An 18,956-nucleotide genomic window follows, 5' to 3' on the forward strand; every position below is an offset into this window, starting at 1 on the left:
GACCCGCAGTCCGGAGCGCCGCAGGAGGGCGATGGTGCGCATGGCGAGGATGGAGTCCCCGCCGAGGTCGATGACGTCCGCCCGCGTCCCGATGGCGGGCAGTCCGAGCGCCCCGGCCCAGAACCGGGCGATCTCCCCGGCCAGGCCGTCCCCGGCCGACCCCGCCCCGGCCGGCCCCTCCCCGGCCGCGCCGGGCGGGCCGTCCGACTCCGCGCGGGATTCCACCAGCCGGGTCACCAGCTCGCCCAGCCGGGCCCGGTCCAGCTTGCCGTTCGGTCCGACCGGCAGCTCCGGCAGCACCAGGATCGGCTGCGGCACCGAGTAACCGGGCAGCCGGTCACGCAGGTACTCCCCGAGTCCGCCCACCTCGGCGGTCGGATCCAACAGCCGTACGACGCCCAGCAGTTGTTGGCCACCGGGCGCCTCCCGCAGCAGGGCCGCGGAGCCGGCCACGCCCGGGTACCCGTCCATGGCCCGTTCGACCTCGGCGAGGTCGACCCGGTACCCGCGGACCTTCACCTGGCGGTCCACCCGGCCGAGGAAGACCAGGTTCCCGTCCGTCCGCCGGCGGCACAGATCACCCGTCCGGTAGGTCCGTCGGCCGTCGTGCCGGACGAACCCCCTGGCGGTCTCCTCGGGCCGCCCGAAGTACCCGGCGCTGACCCCTCGCCCGCCGATCAGCAGTTCCCCCGCCGCGCCCTCGGCCACCGGCCGCCCAACGCCGTCCACCAGGCTGAGCAGCACCTCGCCGATCCCGCTGCCGATCGGCACGGTCGGTTCCCCGGTCGGCAGTTGACGGGCCGAGGTGGCCAGGAAGCAGGTCGCGCCGACGGTGGTCTCGGTCGGTCCGTAGTGGTTGACCAGCCGTTCGGTGACGCCGTCGTCGAGCAGGGCGGCGGCGAGCGGGCGCGGCAGGGCCTCGCCGCCGAGCAGCAGGGTGCGCAGCGGCGGGGCGCCGGCCGGGCGGCCCTCCAGCAGGGCGGTCAGGTGCGAGGGGGTGGTCTTCAGGGTGTCGACGCCGGCGCGGCGCAGCGCGGCCCAGAAGGCCGCGGGGTCGCGCACCTCGTGGTCGGGCACGAGGTGCACCGAGCCGCCGGTGGCCAGGGCGAGCAGCCAGGCGGTGTGCCCGAGGTCGGCGGCGAGGGTGGTGACGTGCGCGGTCCTGGGGGCGTCGGCCTCGGTGAGTCCGAGCCGGGCGGCCAGCGAGCGCGCGTAGTGCACGGCGTTGGCGTGGGTGACGGCCACCGCCTTGGGCTCGCCGCTGGAACCGGAGGTGAAGGAGAGGTACGCCGGGTCCTCACCGGCGGGCTCGCCGCCCTTCCAGTCGGGGCCGGCCGCCAGGACGTCCACCACCTCCACACCGGGCCCACCGGGCCCACCAGAGCCGCCGGACGCGCCGGGTCCGCCCTCGGTGGCCAGCACCCGCCCGACCCGGACGGCCGCCAGCCGCCGGGCCAGATCCGCCGCGGACCAGTCGGGATCGGTCAGCACGGCGGCCGCGCCGGAGCGCAGCACCCCGTGCAGCAGCACCAGCATCCGGGCGTCCCGGGGCCCGAGCAGGGCGACCCGGTCGCCCCGTCCGATGCCGCCGGCGGCCAGCCGGGCGGCGATCCGCCCGGCGGCGGCGTCCAGGGTGCGGTGGTCGAGGCTGCGGACGCCGTCGGTGACGGCGGGTCGGTCGGGGTGGGCGCGGGCAAGGTGCGACAGCAGGGCGGTGAGCGAGTCGGTGGTGGGGGTGGACCGGACGTACCGCGTCGCGGAGGTCACGCCGACTCGTCCCCCGTCCGTACCGCCGCGCCCGGTTGGGCGAGCACCCGGGGGTCGCCCGCCAGGTACCCGTCCAGCCCGGCGCCTTCGGGTAGTCGTCCGGCCAGCTCCCAGGCCAGCATGCGGTGCAGGCCGTCGATGTGGATCAGCCCGGCGCGCACCGCCAGGCTCGCGTAGTCGGGATGGTCGACGGGCGCGGTGCAGAGGTAGAGCGGCGTGAACGGCGCCCGGCGCAGCAGGTGGAGCTTGGCCGCGCAGACCGGGTTGGCCGCCGTCCAGGCGGCACCGCCTGCGCGGACCCGTTCGGCCGCGCGGGCGACGGTCAGCCCGCCCCGCGGGACGAGTTCGTGCTCGCCGCCCTCGCTGAGGTGCCAGGGCAGCACGACGCCGAGGACGTCGGCCCGGGTGAGCCGGACCCGCCACCAGCCGTCGGCGATCCGGTCGGCGCGTTCCAGGTTCTCCTCGCCGTACACGTTGGTGTTCGCCTCATGGCCCCGTTCCACCGGGTGGTCCCGCAGGTAGGCGTCGTGGACCTCGGAGTAGGCGACGGCGGTGACGATCTCCACGGCAGTGCTCCTCAGGCGGTTCAAACGGTTCCGGTGTACTCGGTGAAGTGGTGTTCCGCGAACAGCTCGGGCCACTGCCCGTCGGCCAGGTCCAGTTCGCGGGCCCGGGCGAGCATCAGCCGCCAGTGCGGCTTCACCGGGCGCCAGCGCGCTCCCACCTGGCAGTAGGAGGCGTCGATGAAGTAGCGGGGGTGCCCCGGCCCTTCGGGTGCCGGTCTGCGGGTGTGGAACAGCGCCGAGTTGAGCAGCACGGTGGTCCCGGGCGGCAGCCGGTCGAGGACCACCTCGCCGGGCAGCTCCGCGGTGCCGTGGTGGGCGTAGGCGTCCTTGCCGGCGGCGTGGCGGTGCGAGCCGGGCAGGACGGCCAGGCTGCCGACCTTCGCGTCCAGGCCACCGAGGTAGTGCAGGGCGTGGACCATCAGCAGCGACGGGTCGGAGCCGTCGTGGGGCTCGCAGTCGTGGTGCCACGGCTTTCCGGGGATGCCCGGGGACTGGCGGTCGCTGTGCAGGTGGTGGAAGACGAAGGACGGGCCGATCAGCCCGGTCAGCGCCAGCAGCAGCGGCGGGTGGGCGAGCAGCTCGCCGTGGGCGGGGAGCTCCAGTTCCAGCAGCGGGGGCGGCCCGTGCCGGTCGGGGTCGGTGCAGGCGGCGATCGAGCGGGCCCGCAGACCCTCGTCCACCCAGCGGTCCACCTCGGGGACGAGGCGTTCGCGCAGCGCCTCGGGCAGCAGTCCGGGCAGGACCAGGTACCCGGATTCCAGGAACTGACGGCGGTGCTCGGTGTCGAGGGCCTCACGCCCGACGGAGTGCACGGTCACCGAAGAGACCCCCTCCTTCCGGTCGACGGGGCGCACAAAGGGACGCGGTACGGGAAAGGGGGCACACGGGTCCGTCCAGACTTCGGGTGGCGGCGGTGGAGCCCGTCGTCGCCACGGACAGCTGAGTTCGGGTTCGCGTTTCGGGTCCGCGATCGGCAACGATCGCCACGAAGAGGCACGCGTCAACCACGCAAGGTGATCCGCCTCAGGAGTATGAACCGGCCATCGCGTCCACGACAAGAGCAAAGCCAACCCGTGGACACCTTCCCGCCACCGTGCCGTTCAGCTCCGGCCATCACTCGATTCCCGGCCCACCGGAAACTCCGGCGCTCCCCCGCCCCGGTGATTCGCCGTCGGAACAGCCGATGCGGCAGAGTTGCGACATGAGCGTCGATGCCCGGAGTCACCAGCACAGCCCCGGACCGGCCCGGCGGCGGCCGGTCCAACAGCGCAGCCAGGAGCGGTACGGCCGCATCCTGGACGCCTGCGCCGGGCTCCTGGACGAGGTCGGGGCGACCGCGCTCACCACCAAGGAGGTCGCCCAGCGCGCCCAGGTACCGATCGGCACCCTGTACCAGTTCTTCGCCGGCAAGGAGGACCTGCTGGCCGCGCTCGCCACCCGCAACCTCGACCACTACCTCCAGCGCCTGGACGCCCGGCTCGCCGGGTCCGCCCCGCTCGGCCCGGCCGGCTTCACGGACCTCGCGGTGGAGGAGTTCGTCGCGATGAAGCGCGCGGTGCCCGGCTTCGGGCAGGTGGACTTCGGCCTCGCCGGTACGGCCGTGCCCGCCGGGGTGCGGGACGAGACGCACCTGCTCGACGCGGGCGTGGACAACAACACCGCCGTCGCCCTGCGGCTGCAGGCGCTCGGCGGCGAGCTGTTCGAGACGGGCGACCCGGCGGCCACCACCCTCGCCCTGCGGGTCGCCCTGGAGGCGGCCGACGCGGTGCTCAAGCTGGCCTTCCGGGGGGACCCGCAGGGCGATCCGGCGCTGATCACCGAATGCAAACGGCTGGTGCGCGGTTACCTCGCGCAACAGCTGCCCACCGGCTGAGCCACCGCCCCGGGTGCCCGGCGCGTCCCGCCCGCCCGAGCCGTTGCGTGCCCGGCGCCCCGGCAGCAGAGTGGATAGCGGAACGGCCGTAGAGGCGGCCGCCGCGATCCGAGGAGCACGATCATGCACGCAGCGGTAGGTGACCAGCTCCACATCCACAGCAGGGCAGTGGGCATGGTGGACCAGAAGGGCGAGATCGTCGAGGTGCGCGGCACCGACGGCCAGCCGCCGTACGTCGTCCGCTTCGAGGACGGCCACGAGGGCCTGATCTACCCCGGCCCCGACTGCAACATCGAACCCCGCCAGGCGGGACTCTGACCGACCCCTCCGTCACTCCGCGCCCGCCGATCACTGCTAGGTGATAAGGCGCGGTGACCGCACCCCCGCCCCCGCTGCCCGGGGCGCTCGCCGGGCTCGCGCCACTGCTGGACCACTACGGGTACCTCGCGGTGGCGCTGCTCGTGCTGCTGGACAACTGCGGCGTCCCGGTGCCCGGGCAGACCATCCTGGTGCTCGCCTCCGTGTACGCCGGCACCGGACACCTCGACTTCATCGCCGTGCTGCTGATCGCGGCCGCGGCCGCCACCCTCGGCAACAGCATCGGCTACCTGATCGGCCGCACCGGCGGGCGCGCCTTCGTCCACCGCTGGGGCCGCTACGTGCTGCTCACCCCGGCCCGGATGGACCGCGCGGACGGCTTCTTCGCCCGGCACGGCGGCAAGGTGGTCCTCGTCGCCCGCTTCGTGGACGGGCTGCGGCAGTACAACGGCATCATCGCCGGGACCACCGGGATGCCCTGGCGCCGCTTCGCGCCCTTCAACCTGCTCGGCGCCGTGCTGTGGACGGCCGTCTGGGGCACCTTCGGGTACGTCGCCGGCGCCAACATCGGGACGGTGTACCGGACGGCGATCCGCTACCAGCTGTGGTTCGCGGTCGGGCTCGGGCTGCTGGTCGCCGCGTTGCTGCTGCGGCAGGTGCTGCGCTACCGGCGGAGGCGCCGGCGCCACGAGGGCACTGACGCCTCCGACGCCTCAGCCGGGTCCGACGGGTCCGACGGGTCCGACGGGTCCGACGGGTCCGAGGACGGTCCCTAACGCAGCGGGAACACTTCGAAGGGCACCGCGAAGCGCGTCCCCAGCCGGGTGCCCGCGCCCCGGCCGAAGCCCTCCAGGAACTCCCGGGCGTCCGCCATCGCGCCGCCCAGCCCGGCCAGGTAGGCCTTGTGCTCCTCCAGCGAGGCGACGCCCAGGTCGAAGGTCCCGGTGGTGTCCACCGCGTGCCGGGCCTCCGGCGAGGACGCCGCCCAGATCTGCCGGACACCGTTCCAGGGCTCGTGACCCTCGTCCAGCAGCTCGCGGAACACCCAGCGGTTCCCCGCGTCGCGCACGCCGTCCAGGGTGGCCCGGCCGACGGCGATGTGGTCGGCCTGGTTGAGGAAGACCCCGCCGTAGGTCTCCCGGAAGTTGCTGGTGATCACGATGTCCGGGCGGTGCCGGCGCACCACCCGGGCGATGTCGCGGCGCAGCGGCAGCCCGTACTCGACCACGCCGTCCGGGTAGCCGAGGAACTCGACGGTCTCCACTCCGACGACGCGGGCCGAGGCGATCTGCTCGGCCTCGCGCAGCGGTCGGCACTCCTCCGGGTCCATCGAGTCGATACCGGCCTCGCCGCTGGTGACCATCACGTAGACCACCGTCTTGCCCTGGCCGGTCCAGCGGGCGACGGCCGCCGCGCCGCCGTACTCCATGTCGTCGGGGTGGGCGACGATCGCCACCGCGGTCTGCCAGTCCTCGACGACGGGCTCGAAGGGCTCGGGGGCCTGCTCGGTCATGCTGCTCTCTTCCCTCTCACACGCGGTCGCGCTGGTCGTGCCGCAGGCGACTCTAGGAGATCGCCAACTCCCACGCACCGTCAGACACCGTCGGAGGCAGCAGCGCTTGCCCCTGACGCACGCGTCAGGGGTTACCGTCCGGGCGTCCCGCGGCGGCCCGACCGCCGCGCCCCCTCCCCTCCGCGAGGAGCACCGCCATGTCCCTGCCCACCACTGCCCGCGTCGTCCGGCTGGCCGCCCAACCGGACGGCTTGCCCACTCCCGAGGACTTCACCGTCGCCGAGGAACCGCTGCCCGCGCCCGGACCGGGCCAAGTGCTGGTCCGCAACCGGGCCTTCCTGGCCTTCCCCGGCCTGCGCACCCTGATCGGCGGCGGTGGCGTCGGCCTGCCCGTTCCCCACATCACCCCCGGAGACGCACTGTTCGGACCCGCCCTCGGCGAGGTGTTGGCCGCCCCGGACGGAGGGCCGCTGCGGGCCGGGGACCTGGTCACCCACCTGTCCGGCTGGCGGGACCAACTGGTCGCCGACGCAGGCCGGTTCACGCCCGTCCCGGCGGACTTCCCTGATCCGGTGGCGCTGCTGTCGATCGCCTCGGCCGGGTACGGCGGACTGACCCGCACCGCCGGGCTGCGGCCCGGGGACGTGGTGCTGGTGACCGGCGCGGCGGGCGCGGTCGGCAGCATGACCGGGCGGATCGCCCGGCTGCTCGGCGCCGCCCGGGTGATCGGCACCACCCGCTCGCCCGCCAAGGCCGAGCGGCTCACCGCCGAACTCGGCTACGACGCCGTTCTGGTACCCGGCGGCCGCCCGTTCGCCGAGCAGCTGGCCGAAGCCGCACCGGAGGGCGTCGACGTGGTGCTGGACCTGGTCGGCGGCGAACAGCTGACCGCCGCCGTGGACGCGGCCCGGCGCGGTGCCCGGATCGCCGTGGTCGGCGCCCTCGCCGGCCAGCTGGACCCGGCGACTCCGGGCGGCCACGCGCCCGCCGTCATCGACAGCTTCCGGGTCTGCACGCTGGGCCTGAGCCTGCGCGGCTTCACCGGCACCGACCACCCCGACCTGGAGGCCGAATGGCGCGAGCGCCTCGGCGGCTGGCTGCGCGCCGGGGAGCTCACCTTCCCCTGGACCTCGGTCGCGGGCATCGATCGGGCGCCCCACGCGTTGGCCATGCTGTTCACCGGAGACACCTTCGGAGCGACCGTCGTGGAGCTCTGAGCACCGAGGAGGCGGGATGCGGATCGGCGACGCGGCGGCCGCGGCGGGCACCACCCCCAGGGCCCTGCGCTTCTACGAACAGCGCGGCCTGCTGCCCCCGCCGACCCGCACCCCCTCCGGCCAGCGCGAGTACGGCCCCGGCGAGGTCGCCAGGGTCCGGGCCATCCGCCAACTGCTGGCCGCGGGGCTGACGGTGGACGACCTGGTCAGCCGGGCGCACCGGTTCGACCTGCTGGACGAGGACCCGCCACGTCGCTGCTGCGCCGCGGACTCCGGGCCCGAGACCTTCGCCCCCGTGGTGTCCGCCCGCCTCGCCGCCCTCGACGCCGAGATCACCCGGCTGACCTCCCTGCGCAACAAGCTCGCCCGGCTCGCCGCGACGGGGGACACGGACGAACCGGACGAGGACTGAGGAGTGGTCAGCCGACCCGAGGGCCGCCTTCGAACCCGCTCCCTGCGGCGCGCCACCGCAGCGGCGGTGGTCAGCCCGTCTCGGGGGTGAGCTGGGCAGCCGGGGCGGCCTGGGGGCGGGGCCAGCTGATGCGGGTGGCGCACAGGGAGACGACGGCGGCGGAGGCGGCGACGGCGGCCATGCCCCAGACCAGGCTGGTGCCGCCGGCGATGAAGCCGATCAGGGCGGGGCCGGCCAGCAGGCCGGTGGTCCCCATGGCGGCGACCAGGGAGAGCGCGTCGGAGCCCTGGCGGGCGGCGGCGACGTAGACGCACGGGGTGACGGCGGCGACGCCGAGTCCGACGCAGGCGAAGCCGAGCAGCGTGGGCACCACGCCGCCCGCCAGCAGGGCCAGGGCGAGGCCGAGACCGGCCAGCAGGCTGCCGGTGCGGACGATCCGGCCGTCGCCGAAGCGGGTGCGCCAGCCGTCGGCGAAGATCCGGGCGCAGACCATCATCACCGAGACCACGGCGATGCCCATCGGGGCGAGTCCGGCGCCGGCGTGCACCACGTCCTTGAGGTAGAGCGCCGACCAGTCGTTCATCGCGCCCTCGGTGACGGTGCCGAAGACCATCGCCAGGCCCATCCAGAGGGTGGCCGCGGCGGGCAGCGCGAAGCCGCGGCGTTCCTTCTTCCGCTCCTCCCGAGAGGCGGCTTCCGGCGGCGCGTCGGCCAGCAGGCCGGGCCGGGCGGCCGCCACCAGCACGGCCAGCAGCAGTGCGGCCAGCCCGAAGTGGACGGCGAGGGTGCCGGTGAAGGCGTTGACGCCGGAGGCCAGCAGGGCGGCCAGCAGCGATCCGGCGCTGAAGGTGGCGTGCAGCCTGGACATGGTGGTGCGCCCGTGGCGGGCCTCCAGCGCGGCGCCCTGGGCGTTCATCGCGACGTTCAGGCAGCCCACCGCGACGCCGTCGCAGAACAGCACCAGCAGGGTGACGGGGTAGTCGGGCACCACCGACAGTGCCATCAGGATCACGCCCAGGGCGAGCGCGGACAGCACCGAGAGCAGGCGGGAGCCGAGCCGCCGCATCAGCACCGCGACCAGCGGGAAGGACACGGCCGCGCCGATCCCGCAGGTCATCAGCAGCAGACCGATCTGGGCCTCGCCCAGGTCGAGCCGGGCCTTGAGCGCGGGCACCCGGGACACCCAGGTCGCGTACTGGAACCCGAGGACGAAGAACAGTGCGCCGATGGCCAGTTGGGAGCGGCGGAACTCGTCGCGTGCGCGGGACATGTGCATCAGCCCACTTCGGCTCTGGAGGGGGAGGGGACGGTGTCGGCCGAGGGGCCTGCCAGGGACTTGGCCATGTAGACCGCCTCGGTGCCGTAGCTGGCGGGCAGCCCGATCTCGGGCCGGGCGCGGTAGCCCAGCCGGGACCACAGCACCTGCGAGCCGCGGACGGCGACCAGCGAGAGGGTTCGGTATCCGGCCTGCCGACCGGTCTCCTCCAGGTGGAGCAGCAGCAGGTCGGCGAGGCCGCGGCCGCGGGCCCGCTCGGCGATCACCAGGTCGTGGGCGTGCAGGTTGCTCCCGCTACTCCCGCCGATCCCGCTACTCCCCCGTCCGGCGCCGTCGGCCTCGGCCCGGCTGAGGTCCGGGCAGCGGAACAGCGGGTACGGCAGGGCGAGCAGGTAGCCGCAGAAGCCGTCCGCGTCCTCCAGCACGAAGCAGGTCGACGGCGAGGCGCGGTGCCGGGAGCGCAGTGCCGCGCCGCCCTCGGAGAGGCCGCTGGGGGCGTAGGCGCGTTCCTCGGCCGCGATGACGTCCGGCCAGTCGTCCTCGTGGAGCAGCCGGATCCGGGTGTCGCTCATGCGCCGGCTCCTCGGTCGCCGGAGCCGCCGATGCAGGTGTACGGCAGCGGCGGGAAGCCGTTGAACCCCCGGGTGGCGTAGGCGGTGGCGTACGCGCCGCAGGAGTGGATCCACACCGGGTCGCCGGAGGCGATCGCGTGCGGGACGCGCACCGGGCCGTCCTCCTGGGCATAGGCGTCGTCGCTGTCGCAGGTCGGGCCGGCCACCACGGCGTTGACGAACTGGCCGCCGGGGTGGGTGGGGAACTCCAGCCGGTACTGCAGCTGGTCCATCTCGTACAGGCCGTTGAACTTGCCGCAGCTCAGGTAGAGCCAGTCCGCGCGGGTGCCGTCGAGCTGGTGGCGGGAGGTGAGCCGGGCGACGTGGGCGCGGATCGCGCCGTGGTCGGCGACCAGGTGGCGGCCGGGTTCGAGCAGGAACTCCAGCGGGGCGGCGTTGACGGCGCGCAGCCGTTCCATGCCTTCGCGGATCACCGTGAACATCTTGTCCAGCGGCGGTTCGAGGGGGCGTCCGCCCCGGTCGAGCACGCCCAGGGCGGGCAGTCCGCCGCCGAGGTTGACCCGGGTCGGGGTGATGCCGCGCCAGTTGAGCGTTTCCAGGACGGCGGCCAGCGAGTCGATCGCCGCGGTCCAGGCCTCGGCGGTCATCTGCTGGGAGCCGACGTGGACGGACAGACCGGAGGGCACCAGCCCGGCGGTGCGGGCCGCGCCGAGCACCCGCAGCGCGTCCTCGGGCGAGCAGCCGAACTTGTGGCTCAGGCCCCACAGGGCGCCCTCGCCGGTGGTCGCGACGCGGCAGAACACCCGGGAGCCGGGGGCGTGTTCGGTGATCGCGGCGACGTCCTCCAGGCTGTCGGTGGCGAAGTCGCGCACGCCCATCCGGTAGGCCTCGGCGATGTTGCGGTCGGACTTGACGGTGTTGCCGTAGTGGATCAGTTCGGGGGCCACCCCGGTGCGCAGCGCCTGGGCGATCTCCTGGGGGCTGGCCGCGTCGAAGCCGGAGCCGAGCCCGGCCAGGTGGTCGAGCACCTCGTCGACCGGGCAGGCCTTCATCGCGAACCGGACGGCCACGTCGGGCAGTTCGGCGCGCAGCGCGGCGTACTGGCGGCCGATGCCGTCCAGGTCGTAGATGACGGTGTCCTCGGTGGCGGCGGCGAGCGCGGCGCGCAGGGCGGTGCGGTCGTGCGGATCGGGGCGGGGCGCGGCGTCCGCGTGCCCGGCGACCTGGGCGGTCGGGGCGCGGTGGCCCGCCCTCCCGTGGTCGGCCCGCCGGCGCTCCTCGGCGGGGTGGCGCGGTTCGGTGGAACGGCGCGGTTCGGTGGTCTGGGGTATCACGTGTGAACTCCCGGTGCGGCAGGGCGTGTCTTGTGGATCTTGTCGGATCAGGCCGCGGCGTTGGGGTGCGTGCATCGCAAGGCGGAGGTGGGGGTACCTCCCGGCCGGAGGCTGGGGGCGGAGCCACTGCGGTGGGGGTACCCCCCGGCCGAAGGCTGGGGGGAGCGTCGCGGCCCCGGCAAGGATCCGCAAGACACGCCCTACCGCGGCAGCCGGTCGGCGGGGGTGGCCCTGCTCGCCCGCACCAGCGGACCCCACGCGTCGATCAGCAGGGCGAAGTCCTCGATGTCCGCCTGCGCCTCGTCGAGCAGACGCGCCCTCGCGGGCGCCAGGTGGTCGGCGAACTCGGCGTACTTCCCGCCCAGTCGCCGGTAACAGCGGTCGAGTTCGGCGAGCCGCCGGTGGTTCTCGGCGCGGTCCGTCGCGGCGCTGCGGCGGGCGGAGTCGGCGATCGCCTCGGGGCGGACGTGGTGGTGCTCGTCGAGCAGGGCGTCGCCGGCCCGCTCCATGTCGGCGTAGACCGGGTGGAGGTAGAGCATCGAGAGCAGGAACTTGGCGTAGCGCTCCTGGTAGGCGGTGAAGCCGGAGCCGGTGCGCCGTTCCGGCGTGTAGTAGTTGACGATGTGCCGGTTGTGGGTGACGCCGGGCAGGGTGGCGTCGTGCACCAGGTGGTGCAGGAAGTAGTCGCTGCCGATGGTGTCGGTGGCGGGCGGCAGCGGGACGCGCTCGTACACCTCGTGGTCGAGGGCGATGTTGCACATGTCGATCCGCCAGATGTCGGGGCGGTCGAGCACGGCGCGGTCGGCGGTGAAGGGCTTGGTGCCGGCGCCGGTGAAGGACTCGGCGACGAGTTCCCGGCGTTCCTCCTCGGTGGCCCCGGTGGGCGCCCAGAGCGCCACCACGTCGTGGTAGGTCTCCGGGTCGAGTTCGCGGATCTCGCCGAGGTCGACGGAGAGTTCGCCGATGAAGGAGGCCCCGACCAGGGCGACCGGCTTGTCGGCGTGCGCCGGGTCGAGGGTGTGCTCGGTGACGGCGGCGGCCGCGTCGGCGGCCTTGAGCCCGATGGTGGCGAGTTCGTGCTCGATCGGGAACACCGGCGCGCCGTCGTGCCACTGGTAGCGGCTGTCGGAGTCGCGGCGGTGCACCGAGGTGCAGCCGAGCGCGGCGGCCAGCAGGAAGGCCCGGTTGGTGCAGGCGCCGTAGGAGACGGCGTCGGGCAGCATCAGGTCGAGCAGCCTGTCCGGTCCGGGGAGGCCGGAGCGCTCGATCGCCCCGCGCAGGAAGGCGCGTTGGGCGTCCTCGTCCAGGTGGTGGACGACCACGCCCTCGACGGGCGGCAGCGCGGCGGCAGCGGCGGCGTGCCGGGCGCGCGCCGCCGGGTCGGCGGAGTCGAGCACCAGCAGGTGCACCCGGACGCCGAACCGCCGGGCGGCGTGGGCGGCTTCGGCGCCGACCGCGGTGACGGTGTCCGCGCACTCGCGGTTGGTGGGCAGGGCCAGGCAGACGGCGCGCACTACCGCTCCCCCGCAGGCTGCTCGAAGCCCTGCCCGGTCCAGGACCGCAGGCCGAGCAGCTTCTCGCCGAGTTCGGTCAGTTCGGCCCGTCCGTAGCGCAGCGCCTCGGGCCGGTCGGCGTCCCCGACCAGGGTGCGGTTCCAGTCCGGGGTGGCGAGGGTGCGCCAGGACTCGACCCGGGAGCGGCGCAGCGGCTCGGCCTCCTCCAGGGCGGGCATCATGGACAGGTACTGCACCGAACGCACGCCGTCCTCCGAGGTGTTGGGGGCGACGCCGTGGGCGAGCAGCCCGTTCCAGATCAGCAGGTCACCGGCCTTCAACTCGGGTCGGACCACCGGGAACTCGGCGCGGTCGACGGCCGGGCGGATCGGGTCGCGGTCGGCGGGCTGGGCGGCCTGCCACTCGTTGAAGCGGCGGAACAGCTCCGGGTTGCACTGGAAGCCGCCGTGGTCGGGGGCGGTGTCGTTGAGCGCGATGATGCCCTGGACGCGCTGCGGCAGCATGCCCCGGGTGGTGTCGACGTCCCAGTGCAGTTCGATGTCGAAGCCCTTGTCGGTGGGTTCGATGAGGGCGCGGTCGCGGTTGCGCACGTTCGGCGGGTTGAGGTTGAGCCGGTCGAGGGTAACCCACAGCTCCTCGCAGTCCCACACGTCGACGAAGGCGTCGTAGACGCGCTGCGCCTGGCGGCTGTCCCAGATGAGCTGGTGGTGGTAGGCCTCGACGAAGCCGTAGATGTGCAGGTGTCGGTCGAGTTCGTCGCGGTACTCGCGCGCGCGGTACCAGTCCTGCGGGCGGTCGGGCGACAGGCCCTGGAACTCCCAGGTGAAGTCGAGCAGTCGCCGCGCGGCGTCGGCCGGGATCGCCTGCTCCACCACGACGTAGCCGTAGGTCTGCCAGTACGCGAAGTCCTCCTCGGAGAGCACCCGCAGCGGGAGCTTCTTGCGCAGTTCGCGCAGGGCGGTCCGGGCGAGGTAGCTCTCCGTGTCGGCGCTGAAGTAGGGGCGCTCGGAGGCGGCCCGGTACAGATATTCCTCTGGGTGTTCGTCAGGGCTCGGCATGGGCGGTCACTCCGTGGTTCGTGGTCGATGCAGCGCGTCCTCGGACGCCCGTCGCGGGCACGGCGAGCCGACGGCCTGGCAGCGGCCGGAAGGGGAATCCGGGGCGCGGACGGGACGACCGTCCGCATGCGCTCCTTGTCGCCTCGGCCCCCGAGCAGCGCACAGCGCCACGTCAGGGGGCCAACTCGCCCGTCCGGCAGGGGCACTCACCCCGCATCAGTCTTCGCCGGACCGCGCTCTCCATACGTTGGACTAGACCAACTAATGGTGTCAACCCTTTCCCGCGGGTTGCCGATTGGGAAATCCGCGCAGTTCACAGCGCCTCCGGAGCCTCGCTTTATGTTTCGGAGACTGACATAAGGCCGGGTACGTTTCGGTAATTGACACAAATGCGAAGAGGATGAACCCCCGGCGGCTCCCCGTCCGTTACACCCGGCCACGACCACACCCGGGGCCGCAGCGGGCCGCGCCCGCACCGGGCCACCGCCGCCCGCCCGCCGTACGTTGGGACTGTGGCACGCACCCGACTGGCCCCGCCCGGCTGGCTGACCGAGAGCCTGCGGCCCCGGGACGCGCCGATCCCCTGGGCCGCGGCGGCCCGCGCCTCGGTGGCGCTCGCCGCCCCGCTCGCCGTCGGCACCGCCACCGGCCGGACCGGCTACGGCGCGCTGGTGTCGATGGGCGCGCTGTCCGGGGTGATCGGGGACTCCGCCGACGCCTACCGGATGCGGGTGTTCAACATCGCCGTGCCGCAGCTGCTCGGCGCCCTCGGGGTGCTGGTCGGCACCCAGGTGTACGGCTCCGGCTGGACGGCGGTCCTCGCGCTGACGGCGGTCGCGCTGGTCTCCGGGATGATCTCCTCGATCGGCGCGGTCTCCTCCGTCTCGGGTCTGCTCCTGCTGCTCAACGCCGTGGTCGGGGCCGGCCTGCCGCTGCCCTCCCCCTGGTGGCTGCCACCCGCCCTGCTGCTGCTCGGCGGCCTGCTCGTCCTCGCCCTCACCCTGCTCGCCTGGCCGCTGCGCGGCGCCACCCCCGAGCGCGCCGTGGTCGCCGACACCTACCGGGCGGTCGCCGGGCTGCTGGAGGCCACCGGATCACCGGGCTACGAGGACCGGCGCCGCGCGCTCACCCAGTCGCTCAACCACTCCTACGACCTGCTGCTCGCCCGCCGCGCCCGCCGGCACGGCCGCTCCGCCACCCTGGTGCGCCTGCTCGCCCAGCTCAACGCGTTGATCCCGGTGGTCGAGGGGGCGGCCGCGGCCCACCTGCGCCCGCCCGGGTACGGTCCGCTGTCGCCCGCCTACCCGGCCGCCGTGCGCGAGCTGGCCGAGGCCGTCGAGCGGGGCCGCACCGGCCCGGCCCCGCCGCCCGGGCTGCCCGAGCCGCGCGGCCCCTCCACCCGCGCGCTGGCCGAGGCGATCGGGCACGCCGCCGACGTCGTGAACGAGGCCTCGCCCGACCCGTACACCGCCGACGACCGGCTCGGCCGACCCGCCGGCCTGGAGGTCCGGACCCGCCGGGCGGCCCGCGCGCTGCTGCTGTCCGGCGCCTCCTGGCGGTACGGGCTGCGGCTGGCGCTGTGCATCGGGCTGGCCCAGGTGCTGGTCTCGGCGATCGCCGTCCCGCGCTCCTACTGGGTGACGCTGACCGTCACCTTCGTGCTGAAACCGGACTTCGGCTCGGTGTTCTCCCGGGCGGTGCTGCGCGCGCTGGGCACCGCCGCCGGGCTGCTGATCGCCATGCCGGTGCTGGCCGAGGTGCCGCACGGCTGGTGGGACGTGCCCGTGATGGCGGTGCTCGCCACGCTCATCCCGGTGCTCTCCGCCAAGGGGTACGCCTTCCAGACCGCGGCCATCACCCCGGTCATCCTGATGCTCTCCGACCTGCTCAACCACCAGGGCTTCCACCTGGTGCTGCCCCGGCTCTACGACTCGCTGATCGGCTGCGGCATCGCCCTGCTGGCCGGCTACCTGCTGTGGCCGGAGTCCTGGCACACCCGGATCGGCGACCGGCTGGCCGACGCCGTCCAGGACACCGCCTCCTACGTGTCACTGGCCTTCACCACCGGGCCGGGGCGGGACGAGCCGGCCCGCGCCCGCTACCGGCGGCGGCTCTACCGCGACCTCTCGGCGGTGCGAAGCGAGTTCCAGCGGGCGCTCACCGAGCCGCCGCCGGTCGGCGCCCGGGCCGAGGCCTGGTGGCCGCTGGTGATCGCGGTGGAGCGGATCGTGGACACCACCACCGCGACCCGGGTGCGGATCGAGCACGGCGCGCCGGCGCCGACCGAGGCCGCGGTCCGCGCCGTCACCCGGGAGCTGACCGACCTGGCCGAGGCGCTGCGGACCGGTGCCCCGCCGCCCGGGGCCGACCCGGACGCGCCGGCGCCCGACTGCGCGCTGGCCCGGCTGCGTCACGAGGTGCACGCGGCCCGGTCGGTGGCCTACCCGTGACGGCGGTGCCCGGGGGTCAGTCCTGGATCCGCCGCCAGGGCCGGTCCGCCTCCAGCGCGTAGGCCAGCTCCAGCAGCACCCGCTCCTGCCCGTGCGCGGCCGACAGGTGCACCCCGATCGGCAGCCCGCTCGGCGCCGCGCCGGCGGGCAGGGAGATGCCCGGGCCGCCGGTCACGTTGTTGACCGGGGTGAAGGCGACGTAGCGCAGCAGCCGATCGACCAGCTCGTCGAAGGCGACGTTCGGGCTGAGGTGCCCGATCGGCGGGGCGGTGTGGGCGAGCACCGGGGAGAGGATCGCGTCGTGCTCGCGGAAGATCCCCGCGTACACCGCCTCGGTCCGGCGCAGCCGCCGCAGCACGCCCGGGGTGCGCCGGAACTCGGCCTGGAAGCTGCGGCGCAGCCCGGTGGTCAGCCCGTCCAGCTTGCCGGCCCGGAAGCCGGGGTCGAGCACCAGCCGGCCGGTGAGCGCGATCACCCAGGCGATGTAGCCCCAGTACGCGAGGAAGTCCCGGGAGAACTCCTCGCCGAACGGCAGGGTGGTGGGCACGACCCGGTGGCCCATCGCCTCGAGCCGGGCGGCGGTCTCCTCGACGGCCCGGCGGGTCGCCTCGTCGGTCTTGGCGGTCGGCGAGTCGACGACCAGTCCGATCCGCAGCCGGCGTTCCCCGGGGCCCTCGACCAGGCCGAGCGGGGGCAGCTTCGGGTTTCGGTGGTGGCGTTCGGCGGCGGCGAAGAAGGCGGCGGTGTCGCGCACCGAGCGGGTCACCACCCCGTCGGTGACCAGGTCGATCGGCAGCTTGCCGCCCTGGGCGTTGGTCACCAGCCGGCCGCGGGTGGGCTTGAGGCCGACCAGGCCGCAGCAGGCCGCCGGGATGCGGATCGACCCGCCGCCGTCGTTGGCGTGGGCGATCGGCACCACGCCGGCCGCCACCAGGGCGGCCGCGCCGCCCGAGGAGGCGCCGGGCGAGTGCGAGGTCTTCCAGGGGTTGCGCACCGGCTGGGCGGTGGCGAACTCGGTGGAGGCGTTCAGTCCGAACTCGGGCAGCCGGGTCTTGCCGAGCACCGCCAGGCCGGTGGACAGCAGTTGGTCGGTGAAGCGGGCGTTGCGGCGGGCCGGGCGGGCGCGGAAGGCCTCGCTGCCCATGCCGGTGGGCAGGCCGCGCAGGTCGACGTTGTCCTTGAGGTAGGTCGGCACGCCCCAGAGCGGTCCGCCGATGCCCTCGCGGCTGATCCGGGGCCGGTCGTAGGAGGCGTGGGCGACGGGCAGCAGCGCTCCGTCGATCCGCCCGGCGCGGGCGACGGCGGCCGCGACCAGCTCCCGGGGGCTGACCTCGCCGGAGCGGACCAGGGCGGCCAGCGCCACCGCGTCGTGCGCGCCGAGGGCGTCGTCGGTGAACGCGTGGACCCGCTCGTCGGCCATCCCAACTCCCAACCGGTAGCACCAAGTAGCCGTACCGGCAGGTATACCGGCCGGTAATCGCACGGAGCTTCGCAGTGTAGGCGCGCGGCACCGCCCCCGGAAACCCCTGCGCCGGGCGGCCCCGGGCGAGCCGTCAGACCGAGGACGGCGCACGGGCGTTCGGCACGCGCCCCCGCGTTCACCCCACCCGCCGGGCACGGACCGTTTCGCCGCCGGGCGCCGGGAAAGATCACGATCGCCCGATGAACCGGCCCTCCCAGAGGTGACGCCCGTGACCACCCAGTACCACCCGACCGCCCAGTACACCTCGGTCACCGCGCCCGGCGCGCTCCCCCTCCTCGGTCACGCCCCCGCCTTCATCCGCAGCCCGCTGGACTTCGTGGCCGGCCTCGCCGCCCACGGCGACCTGGTCCGGCTGCGGCTCGGCCCGCTCGACGCCTACGTCGCCTGCCACCCCGACCTGGTGCGCCGGCTGCTCACCGAGGACCGCACCTACGACAAGGGCGGCATCATCATCGAGAAGGCCCGCGAGGCCTTCGGCAACGGCCTCGCCACCTGCCCCGCACGTGCCCACCGGCGCCAGCGCCGGATGCTCCAGCCCGCGTTCCACCGCGACCGGCTGCCCGGCTACGCCGCCATGATGGCCGAGGAGATCGCCGGCGCCACCGCCCGCTGGCGCGACGGCGACGTGGTCGACGTGCCCGCCGCGATGTACCGCCTCAGCACCGCCGTCACCGCCCGCTGCCTGTTCGCCGCGCACGAGCGGGCCGGCACCCTGCCCGTCCACGACTCCATGGACGTGGTCACCCGCGGCGTCGCCCGCCGGATGATGCTGCCGCTGCCCGGCGCCGACCGGATCCCCACCCCCGGCAACCGCCGCTTCGAACGCGCCCGGCAGAACCTGCGGGAGATCACCCGGCTCCTGATCGCCGACTACCGCGCGGCCGGCACCGACCACCAGGACCTGCTCTCCGTACTGCTCAGCGCCCGCGACGAGCACGGGCGGGGCCTGTCCGACGGCGAGATCCACGACCAGGTGGTCACCTTCCTGCTGGCCGGCATGGAGACCAGCGCCGCCACCCTCTCCTGGGCCTGGACCCTGCTCGCCGCCAACCCCGCCGTCCGCGAGCGCCTGCACACCGAACTCGACACCGTCCTCGACGGCCGCCCCGCCCGCCACGAGGACCTGCCCGCCCTGCCACTCACCGCCAGGATCGTCAACGAGACCCTCCGGCTCTACCCGCCCGCCTGGATCCTCAGCCGCACCGTCACCGCCGACACCGAACTCGGCGGCCACCGCCTCCCGGCCGGCGCCACCGTCCTCTACAGCCCCTACCTGCTGCACCGCCGCGCCGACCTCTTCCCCTGCCCCGACCGCTTCGACCCCGACCGCTGGCTCACCACCGCCCGCCCCGCCCCCGGCACCTACACCCCCTTCGGCCTCGGCGCCCGCCGCTGTATCGGTGAGGCCTTCGGCACCACCGAGGCCGCCCTCGCCCTCGCCACCATCGCGGCCCGCTGGACCGTCACCCCCACCCGCGGCCGCCCCATCCGCCCGCACCGCAGCTCCTCGCTGTCCCCCCGCTCCTTCACGGCGACGCTCAACCGCCGCATCCGCTGACGGACGCACCGCTCCGGTGTCCGCCGGGGTTCGGTACTGTCCCGG

At 74.6% G+C, this 18,956-nt stretch carries 15 protein-coding genes and 3 pseudogenes; 7 read left to right on the forward strand and 11 right to left on the reverse strand.

The genetic code is table 11. The annotated features are described in order from the left end of the window. Positions 1 to 12: 12 nt before the first annotated feature. From BOQ63_RS10240 to BOQ63_RS10255, 4 genes and pseudogenes are all read right to left on the reverse strand, one after another. Positions 13 to 72 (reverse strand): annotated as a pseudogene (locus tag BOQ63_RS10240) (hypothetical protein); the annotation flags it as partial. A 633-nt stretch (positions 73 to 705) separates the two neighbouring features. Beyond that, positions 706 to 1,767: pseudogene (locus BOQ63_RS10245) on the reverse strand (AMP-binding protein); the annotation flags it as partial. Continuing rightward, positions 1,764 to 2,333 (reverse strand): DUF6309 family protein, encoded by a 570-nt coding sequence (locus BOQ63_RS10250; protein ID WP_030283355.1) that lies wholly within the window; start codon positions 2,331 to 2,333, stop codon positions 1,764 to 1,766. The gene BOQ63_RS10250 and the pseudogene BOQ63_RS10245, both read right to left, overlap by 4 nt. 20 nt (positions 2,334 to 2,353) lie before the next feature. Beyond that, the gene (locus tag BOQ63_RS10255) at positions 2,354 to 3,151 is read right to left on the reverse strand and encodes a phytanoyl-CoA dioxygenase family protein (protein WP_223885889.1); all 798 of its coding nucleotides are present in this window, start codon (positions 3,149 to 3,151) and stop codon (positions 2,354 to 2,356) included. 383 nt (positions 3,152 to 3,534) lie between these two features. Between BOQ63_RS10255 and BOQ63_RS10260 the strand changes: the two genes are divergently transcribed. From BOQ63_RS10260 to BOQ63_RS10270, 3 genes are all read left to right on the forward strand, one after another. Continuing rightward, positions 3,535 to 4,206, forward strand: a complete 672-nt coding sequence (locus BOQ63_RS10260) for a TetR/AcrR family transcriptional regulator (protein ID WP_030553527.1) — start codon at positions 3,535 to 3,537, stop codon at positions 4,204 to 4,206. A gap of 123 nt (positions 4,207 to 4,329) precedes the next feature. Next, positions 4,330 to 4,524, forward strand: coding sequence for a DUF1918 domain-containing protein (locus BOQ63_RS10265; RefSeq protein ID WP_030283350.1), 195 nt, complete (start codon positions 4,330 to 4,332; stop codon positions 4,522 to 4,524). Between the two features lie 53 nt (positions 4,525 to 4,577). After that, positions 4,578 to 5,300, forward strand: a complete 723-nt coding sequence (locus BOQ63_RS10270) for a DedA family protein (RefSeq protein ID WP_150475794.1) — start codon at positions 4,578 to 4,580, stop codon at positions 5,298 to 5,300. On the opposite strand, the gene BOQ63_RS10275 is transcribed toward BOQ63_RS10270, so the two are convergent. Continuing rightward, positions 5,297 to 6,037, reverse strand: a complete 741-nt coding sequence (locus BOQ63_RS10275) for a PIG-L deacetylase family protein (RefSeq protein WP_030283344.1) — start codon at positions 6,035 to 6,037, stop codon at positions 5,297 to 5,299. The genes BOQ63_RS10270 and BOQ63_RS10275 overlap by 4 nt on opposite strands. Positions 6,038 to 6,234: 197 nt before the next feature. Between BOQ63_RS10275 and BOQ63_RS10280 the strand changes: the two genes are divergently transcribed. Together BOQ63_RS10280 and BOQ63_RS10285 are read left to right on the forward strand one after the other, a co-directional pair. Beyond that, positions 6,235 to 7,254 carry an MDR family NADP-dependent oxidoreductase gene (locus BOQ63_RS10280; protein ID WP_150475795.1) on the forward strand — a complete coding sequence of 340 codons (1,020 nt, stop codon included), beginning with the start codon at positions 6,235 to 6,237 and terminating at the stop codon, positions 7,252 to 7,254. A gap of 16 nt (positions 7,255 to 7,270) precedes the next feature. Continuing rightward, positions 7,271 to 7,666 (forward strand): MerR family transcriptional regulator, encoded by a 396-nt coding sequence (locus BOQ63_RS10285; RefSeq protein WP_030283339.1) that lies wholly within the window; start codon positions 7,271 to 7,273, stop codon positions 7,664 to 7,666. A 70-nt stretch (positions 7,667 to 7,736) separates the two neighbouring features. Here BOQ63_RS10285 and BOQ63_RS10290 read toward each other — a convergent pair whose 3' ends face one another. The 5 genes and pseudogenes from BOQ63_RS10290 to BOQ63_RS10310 all read right to left on the reverse strand — a co-directional run bounded on the left by BOQ63_RS10290 (position 7,737) and on the right by BOQ63_RS10310 (position 13,420). Continuing rightward, entirely contained in the window at positions 7,737 to 9,083 is a 1,347-nt protein-coding gene (locus tag BOQ63_RS10290) for an MFS transporter (protein ID WP_454131076.1), read from the reverse strand. 41 nt (positions 9,084 to 9,124) lie between these two features. Then, a pseudogene (locus BOQ63_RS10295) lies at positions 9,125 to 9,514 on the reverse strand (GNAT family N-acetyltransferase); the annotation flags it as partial. Continuing rightward, positions 9,511 to 10,683, reverse strand: coding sequence for a type III PLP-dependent enzyme (locus tag BOQ63_RS10300; protein ID WP_030283333.1), 1,173 nt, complete (start codon positions 10,681 to 10,683; stop codon positions 9,511 to 9,513). The gene BOQ63_RS10300 and the pseudogene BOQ63_RS10295, both read right to left, overlap by 4 nt. Before the next feature lie 365 nt (positions 10,684 to 11,048). Continuing rightward, on the reverse strand, positions 11,049 to 12,362 hold the full coding sequence (locus BOQ63_RS10305; RefSeq protein WP_030598034.1) for a DUF6271 family protein: 1,314 nt from the start codon (positions 12,360 to 12,362) through the stop codon (positions 11,049 to 11,051). Continuing rightward, complete coding sequence (locus BOQ63_RS10310; RefSeq protein WP_030553536.1) at positions 12,362 to 13,420, reverse strand: phytanoyl-CoA dioxygenase family protein; 1,059 nt, start codon at positions 13,418 to 13,420, stop codon at positions 12,362 to 12,364. The genes BOQ63_RS10305 and BOQ63_RS10310 overlap by 1 nt, the downstream gene beginning before the upstream one ends. A gap of 512 nt (positions 13,421 to 13,932) precedes the next feature. Between BOQ63_RS10310 and BOQ63_RS10315 the strand changes: the two genes are divergently transcribed. Further along, positions 13,933 to 15,870: an FUSC family protein gene (locus BOQ63_RS10315; RefSeq protein ID WP_223885890.1), complete on the forward strand. Its 1,938-nt coding sequence runs from the start codon at positions 13,933 to 13,935 to the stop codon at positions 15,868 to 15,870. A 16-nt stretch (positions 15,871 to 15,886) separates the two neighbouring features. On the opposite strand, the gene BOQ63_RS10320 is transcribed toward BOQ63_RS10315, so the two are convergent. Beyond that, complete coding sequence (locus BOQ63_RS10320; protein WP_030553539.1) at positions 15,887 to 17,290, reverse strand: amidase; 1,404 nt, start codon at positions 17,288 to 17,290, stop codon at positions 15,887 to 15,889. A gap of 271 nt (positions 17,291 to 17,561) precedes the next feature. Here BOQ63_RS10320 and BOQ63_RS10325 point away from each other — a divergent pair, with 271 nt between their 5' ends. Continuing rightward, complete coding sequence (locus BOQ63_RS10325; RefSeq protein WP_050366389.1) at positions 17,562 to 18,911, forward strand: cytochrome P450; 1,350 nt, start codon at positions 17,562 to 17,564, stop codon at positions 18,909 to 18,911. Positions 18,912 to 18,956 lie beyond the last annotated feature (45 nt).

The organism is Streptomyces viridifaciens (genome assembly GCF_001888885.2).
Taxonomy (GTDB): Bacteria; Actinomycetota; Actinomycetes; order Streptomycetales; family Streptomycetaceae; genus Kitasatospora; species Kitasatospora aureofaciens.